The following is a 7,101-nucleotide window of genomic DNA, read 5'->3' as shown; positions in this document are numbered from 1 at the left end:
CGCCATCCAAGCGAAGAAGTTCGCCCGCTATATCGAGCCCAACGACACCCGCCTCGTCACGGTGGGGAACGAGCGTGATCATGTCTACCGCTACGAAGGCGCGCTCAACGGTCTTGATGACGCGGTGGTGCTGCTGGCTTGGAAGGCAGATCAACCGATGACACCGGATCACTTGAGCACCGACCGGAAGCTGAGTGACGAAGACATCTTGCGTTACGATGCCCAGCGCTGGACGATCAAATGCTTTTTCCGGCAGGCCAAAGACCAGCTGAAGCTCGATGGGTACCGTGTTCGTCACATTCGGGCGGTGAAACGGTATTGGGCCGTGGTGCTGTTCGCCTGCGTATACAGCATCGCCGAATCTCAGCAAGACCTCTCTTCCGGCCTGGAGCTTCTTCGGTCTCGGAAAGAACACAGCATCGTCGAGTTCATCGATGACGCCGCAAAGCAAGAGATTCCCATTGATGTGATCAAAAAAACAGCTCCATGTCGCCTAAGGGGTCCCCTGTTTGTTTCTTAGGGCATGGAAATTATTGTAATGAAAAATGCTCATCTACAGTATTTAAATTAAACTAGACAGTACTAGTAATTATAGAACAAGGATAATATGTATTCTTACTAAGAACTTATAGTAAGTTATTACTAGTAATTTCTACTTTTATCTTACAATAAATACATAGTATTTCCAATATGGTGCTGTCAAGAATTTTTTGTAATATAAGCTATCTAGACAATTTTTGTACTTGTTCCATATAATATAAGGCATCTTCAAGACGTTTCCACCCTCAAAGATGCCTTAACACCGAAGAAAAACAAAATATATTGAAACGTTAGCAACAACCCCAACGGCTAACTAGATTACCACAAGGAACGCTTTTGCTACGCCCCCACAATATCTTCCGAATTCCGGTTAATCTCATCGATAATGCGAATGATCCTCCGCGCGTCGTCCATGTTGTCTTGAAAGAGTTCAACGATGCTGCCGACGGTTTTAAACGGTTCTTCCTGCAGCACGCGCTTGTCCATGACTCCGTTTTTTACAAAGTAATCGACGATCAATTTGACAAAACGGCTTTGTTGGATGTTCAACCGTTCGCTTGATAAAAATTCGGAAAACGCTTCGTTGGCGGCCTGCGGGTCAAGGCCGACGATTTGGCGGACGAGCTTTGTAATCGGCGTGGCGCCGAATTCTCTTTGATAATCTTCCTGTGTGCCAAGCTCATTCCAAAGAATATGCTCCAACGTTTTTACGTCTTGGATGGTCAGCTTTTTATTATTCCGCAGCTTGTAAATGGCCATCTGGTCGCGGTGTTCGTGCAGATAATGTTCCACCTTTTTGCGATAATTTTTTAGATCATTGACAGTAAACATCGGGCCGTTTTCTTTGACTTCCAAAACTTGGTCTTTGAAGTTCGTATAGTAAATTTTTTGCGTTTCTTTTTCAAGGAATTTCACTAAATCACGCAACGCTTCGCGAACGGCTTCCAATTCAAAAATATCGGCTTCGCTCCAAAACTCTTCCGTCTGCACCTTTTCGATGATGTATTTTTGTTCCTGCACTTGCGGGATCGAGCCGAGCTTAGATAACGCCTCTGCGGTGCGAATCACGCTGCGGATCGGTTTTGTGGCATTATTCGTTTGCAGCTTCGCCAGCTCAATCGTATACATCAGCAAATCAAAGCGCTTGGCCAGCTCATCATCGTTGAGCGGAACGATGAGCGGCGCCAGATGTTCTTTGATTTCATTGACATCCATGGCCGTTAAACCGTTCCATGCTTCCCGGTTTTGGAACTTGTGTACGTACTGAATATGTTGGCGCACGCGGAAGTTTTCTTCGTTTAACCGATTGATTTCCGCCAGCAGCTCGTCAATCAATTGATGGCGATAGGCAATATACTCTTCTTCTTGATATTGTAAATGCTGCAGCTCTTTAACGATTTCCAGTTTGGCGGTAAACAAACGCTCCGTTAAGCTTTCTACCGCTTTTCCTTCGATTCCTTTCGGATTTTCGCGGAAAAACGCAAAGTTGCCGCAATAATCAAAAATAAGGAAATGCGTTTTATCTTGCCCGGGTCCGAACAAGTCTTTGCATAAACGGGTGCCGCGCCCGATCATTTGCCAAAATTTCGCCTTCGAGCGTACTTTCTTAAAGAACACAAGGTTGACGACTTCGGGAATATCCACTCCCGTGTCGAGCATATCGACCGATACGGCAATTTGCGGCCATTTGTTGCGGTCGGAAAAATCATCGATTAATGTTTGGTAGTAGTTCACGCTGTAATCAATCACCCGCGCAAAGCCGCCCTTGTATTCGGGAAACAATTGATCAAAGCGCTCCACGATCCGTTCCGCATGGCGATGGTTTTTCGCAAAAATGATCGTTTTGCCGAGTTTGTCTCCACCTTCGACGCGAATTCCTTTTTCCATTACATCTCTCAGCACCGTATCAATCGTATCATCGTTAAACAGCCATTCGTTTAACGCGGAGCTGTCAATATCGTCGCCGACGTCCTCATCAAATGTTTCTTCATATCGTTCTTTTTCTTCATCAGATAACTCATCGTAACGAATGCCTTCTTCGAGAAACTTTAGCGTTGTTTCAATCGTCCGATAATCGACCAAATAGCCGTCTTGAACGGCTTGGTCCAGCTCATATGCATACGTCGGCACACCGTTTTCCAGATCAAACACTTCATACGTATTGCGGTCAATTTCATCTTTCGGTGTGGCGGTGAGCCCGAGCAATATGGCGTCAAAATAGTCAAAAATCGCTCGGTACTTCTTATAAATACTGCGGTGGGACTCATCGACGATGATTAAATCAAAATGCCCGACGGTAAAGAGGCGTTTGCCGTCTTTTCGTTTCGCTTCGTCAATCGCGTTCATCATCGTCGGGTACGTCGAAAACACCATGCGGCTTTCCTCGGGATTGTCTTTGTTGTCAAGCAAATTGCAAAGCGTCAAGTTCGGCAGCAGATGGCTAAAGCTGTTTTTCGCCTGCGTAACTAGCGTTTTGCGGTCGGCTAAAAACAAAATATTTTTCACCCAATTGTGACGGGTAAGAACATCGACAATCGAAATCGCCGTCCGCGTTTTGCCACTCCCCGTTGCCATGACCAGCAGCGCTTTGCGCCGTTTGTTCTCAAGCGCGTCACAGACCGCCAGCACCGCTTCTTTTTGATAATAACGATTCGCGATGTTGTCATTGATTTGCACATGTTTTAGCGGCTTTTTCATCGTCCGGCGGTCAATCAGCAAGCTTAATTCTTCCTTGTTGTAAAAGCCGGAAACCTTCCGCGCCGGATAGGCAAGGTCGTCCCAAAGATACGTTTCAAAACCGTTTGTGTAAAAAATGATCGGACGTTGGCCGTGCATGTTTTCGATACAGTCGGCATATAGTTTGGCTTGTTGCTTTCCTTTGTTCGGGTCAGCGGTTGTCCGTTTCGCTTCCACGACCGCCAGCGGCTTTCCGTTGTCGCCAAACAAGACGTAATCGACATAGCCGACCCCTTCTTGATTCGGCATGCCAACGACGGGATATTCGACCACAACGTCCTTTTGAAATTCCCAGCCCGCTAATTTCAAATCCAAATCAATGTATTTCTTCCTTGTTTCCCATTCGCTCAGTGCATCGACTTGGAAATGGGACTCTTTCGTGTTTTCTTCCCGTTTGGCAGCAAGCAGAGCGCGAAGCTGTTCGTTTTCTTTCATCATCTCTTCCAGACGCTTGTCTTTCGAACTGAGCCGCTCGTATAAATCTTTCAGCTCTTCCGGACGCTCGCGCTTTTCCTCGCCAATTGGCAGCAACGATTCATCAAAATCCGCCGCCGTATAGTCATCTGAATAACAATAATCAATCCAAGAGACGAACTGATGAAGATTGTGGAGAGAAAGAATCGCTTCTTCCCTCGTAATCATCGAGTTCGTATGAACCGCGACATTTCCCAGCTTGACAATGTAACGCAACGGCGGCAGCAACGCTTCATCAATAATGGCCAAAAAACCGGGGTCATGAATCAAGCTCGAAAGACGATCTTGATACGGAACTTTCAGCGCGCCATCAAAGCTGTACACCCACTTCACCGCCAGCTCCAGCGCCCGGCGCGTCAAAATCGCGCACGTCGCCGGACTGACAACCAAACTTTTCTCCGCCTCCAAACACGCATTCGCAAAGCTCTCATAATGAGGTTTGCCGATTAAAAACTGAAAGTTGGATCGCAATCAACGCCCCTCCTTAACCGGTACGAATTCCTTTCCTGTCGGTTAATCGTTGAACAACTCTCCCTTGAATGCGCGTTGCATGAGGGAGTTGAACATGTTCTCTAGTTCCAATAGCCCTCTTTGTAAAATAGCTTTCTTAGCATCTATTAATTTGATCTTTCTCGCAAAATCCTCTTGTAAATTCAATGGAGGAACAGGAATTAATATGTTTCCTAATCCTTCTGTATTTATATTATATTGTCCTGCAGAAGTTGTTGCCTTCTGTATAATTTCATGTCGTCCAAAAACTGAATTCATATATTTAGTAACATACTCGGTATTCAGCTTATCTAAATCAATTCTAGCTCTTATTAAATATGAAGCATACACATATCCTTCTTGTTTTTTTGTTACTGAAGCACATCTTCCTACATAATTAGGGTTCCCATTTGTACGTACAAAAAGAAGATCATTTTCCTGTAATTTTAACTTTAGAAAATCTTTCTCAGGAAGTTCACAATATTTTAAGTCAGATTCATCAATTATTCCATTCACTATATTTGGAATTCTTAAAATAGGATATCCAAATTCACCTGATTTAACCGATGTTCCATATCGAAACTCTTTCACAAGCTCACCGAAAAACATTTTATTCCTGTTAGATGTTAGGTAAGTCCCAAACATCTCCCAAAACAAACTTTGTACTAATTGCTCTAACGCTTCAATTTGGGCTTTTCGTTTATCAATTAACTCTTTAGATTTATTTAGAATTGAGACTACTCGTTCTTGTTGGTTTATAGTAAGCAAAGGAATCTCGATATTTCTAAGGATGCTAATAGAGATATTAGGTTGAGCACCGCCAACTGCTAATGAAATTAGCTTTTCTTTAATACTCGTTAGGTAGTAGTATAAGAATTCTGGAATAATTCTATTATTAGGTTTAAAAGCGGCACAAGCTTGGTTGGTAGCCGCATTTATTGAAAGTATCGAGCAATTCCCTATAGTAGCACCATACATAGCGATGAGCACAGTACCTTTTGGAAATAGTTTAGCTGAGGACTCATTTAGCGCCTGTTGAGTTATATACTCATCTGCATCAACTAAATACATATTCTTTAAATCCCCAGTTTTTACCCAAGGAATATCCCCATTTTCATAGTAAGCTTTATTTTTTCTAGAAGGAGTACCACCAGATGTAATATCAAATAAACTACCTAGTTTTACATATCTAAAAGACATAAAGTTTCACTACCCTCTAATCATTTCTTTCAACTCTTGTAATCCTTGCATAATCTCTTTTTCCAACGTTTCCACTCTTTCCAGTATCACACTCGGCGCTTCATACTCCACTTCCTCATAATCAATCTCTTTATACTTGTTAATCGAAAGGTCATAGCCGTTTTTCCGAATTTCTTCCACCGGCACGAAGAACGATTGGTCTGTTCGTTTTCGGTCTTTTTCCGCTTCACGGTTATGGAAGCGCGCAATGATGTCCGGGATGTCGTTTTCTTCGATTGGGGTGCGTTTGTCGTCCAATGAATAGCCGTCGGCTTTCATGTCGTAAAACCAGACGTGATCGGTTCCGCCGGCGCCTGTTTTCGTGAAAATCATAATGGCTGTCGATACGCCGGCGTACGGTTTAAACACGCCGCTTGGCATCGAAATAATCGCTTCGAGCTTATGGTTTTCGACGATTTCTTTGCGAATCGCTTTATGCGCCGTCGAGCTGCCGAACAATACCCCATCTGGCACGATGCAGGCGCAGCGGCCGCCCGGTTTTAAGATGCGCAAGAATAACGCCAAGAATAATAGCTCCGTTTTCTTTGTTTTGACCACTTTTAATAAATCGCTCGATACCGCTTCATAGTCGAGCGAGCCTTTAAACGGCGGATTGGCTAAGACAAGGGTGTATTTGTCGCGATCTTTGTTTTGTTCCGACAAGGAGTCGCGATATTCGATATTCGGGTTTTCAATGCCATGGAGCATCATGTTCATCGCGCCAATCCGCAGCATCGTGCGGTCCATGTCAAAACCGTAAAACATATGGTTGTGAAAATGTTCTTTTAAACTTTGCACTAAAAATAAGTCGCTGCGATGGTTGCGCAAATATTCGCCGGCGGCGACTAAAAACCCGGCGGACCCGGCGGCCGGGTCGACGATGATGTCTTCCGGCGTCGGTTTTACGAGTTCGACCATCATGTTGATAATATGGCGCGGTGTCCGGAATTGGCCGTTCGTCCCCGCGGTGGCGATTTTCGATAACAAATACTCGTACAAATCGCCTTTTGTATCGCGGTCTTTCATCGGAATGTGGTCAATGCCGTCGACAATTTTGACGAGCAGTTGCGGCGTCGGGATCATGAACATGGCGTCGCCCATATATTTCGCATAGGCGGACTCCCTGTTACCATGCAAGTTTTTGATAAACGGAAACACTTCGTTGGAAACGACCTCATACATATGGGCGGCTTCAAAATGTTTGAATTTGCTCCAACGCAAGTGCTGCTTATCGGGCGGAAAGATGCGTTCCGATTCGATGCCCAGCAAAGCATCTTCCTGTTCGCGCTGCGTTTCGACTTCGTCGAGACCTTTGATGAATAACAAGTATGTAAACTGTTCAATAACCGTCAGCGGGTTCGTAATACCGCCCGTCCAAAATGTTTCCCATATTTTATCGACTTTGTTCTTTAATTCTCCTGTCATCATATAGATGCCCCCTTATTATTTCCAAATTTAATTATACATCGTTTTATCGTTGGTAGAAACTTCGATTTGGCAAGATTTCGTCATTCATGATGGATGGACAACGAAAATTCTCCCCTCGCCTCATCGGTCGTGTGGAAACCCGATGGAACGCCCAAAACGTTTTTGTCGATTCTCTGTTCTGAAAATGAAATAGCA

3 protein-coding genes and 1 pseudogene are annotated in these 7,101 nt (G+C 44.4%); 1 reads left to right on the top strand and 3 read right to left on the bottom strand.

The genetic code is table 11. The features are described from left to right. Positions 1 to 497: pseudogene (locus B4113_RS20760) on the top strand (IS701 family transposase); the annotation flags it as partial. Positions 498 to 879: 382 nt separating this feature from the next. On the opposite strand, the gene B4113_RS14805 reads toward B4113_RS20760, so the two are convergent. The 3 genes from B4113_RS14805 to B4113_RS14795 are packed head-to-tail and all read right to left on the bottom strand — an operon-like array spanning position 880 to position 6,906. Then, entirely contained in the window at positions 880 to 4,221 is a 3,342-nt protein-coding gene (locus tag B4113_RS14805) for a DEAD/DEAH box helicase family protein (RefSeq protein WP_033023379.1), read from the bottom strand. 42 nt (positions 4,222 to 4,263) lie between these two features. Continuing rightward, the gene (locus B4113_RS14800) at positions 4,264 to 5,439 is read right to left on the bottom strand and encodes a restriction endonuclease subunit S (protein WP_033844614.1); all 1,176 of its coding nucleotides are present in this window, start codon (positions 5,437 to 5,439) and stop codon (positions 4,264 to 4,266) included. A gap of 9 nt (positions 5,440 to 5,448) precedes the next feature. After that, positions 5,449 to 6,906, bottom strand: coding sequence for a class I SAM-dependent DNA methyltransferase (locus B4113_RS14795; RefSeq protein ID WP_033023385.1), 1,458 nt, complete (start codon positions 6,904 to 6,906; stop codon positions 5,449 to 5,451). Positions 6,907 to 7,101: the final 195 nt, after the last annotated feature.

Source organism: Geobacillus sp. B4113_201601 (genome assembly GCF_001587475.1).
GTDB lineage: Bacteria > Bacillota > Bacilli > Bacillales > Anoxybacillaceae > Geobacillus > Geobacillus icigianus.
Note: the sequence above shows the minus strand (reverse complement) of the source record. Positions and strands in the feature narration are given on the sequence as shown.

Coding starts and splice junctions, on each gene's coding strand:
- B4113_RS14800 (WP_033844614.1), bottom strand. CDS start 5,439: ATGTCTTTTAGATATGTAAAACTAGGTAGTTTATTTGATATTACATCT.
- B4113_RS14795 (WP_033023385.1), bottom strand. CDS start 6,906: ATGATGACAGGAGAATTAAAGAACAAAGTCGATAAAATATGGGAAACA.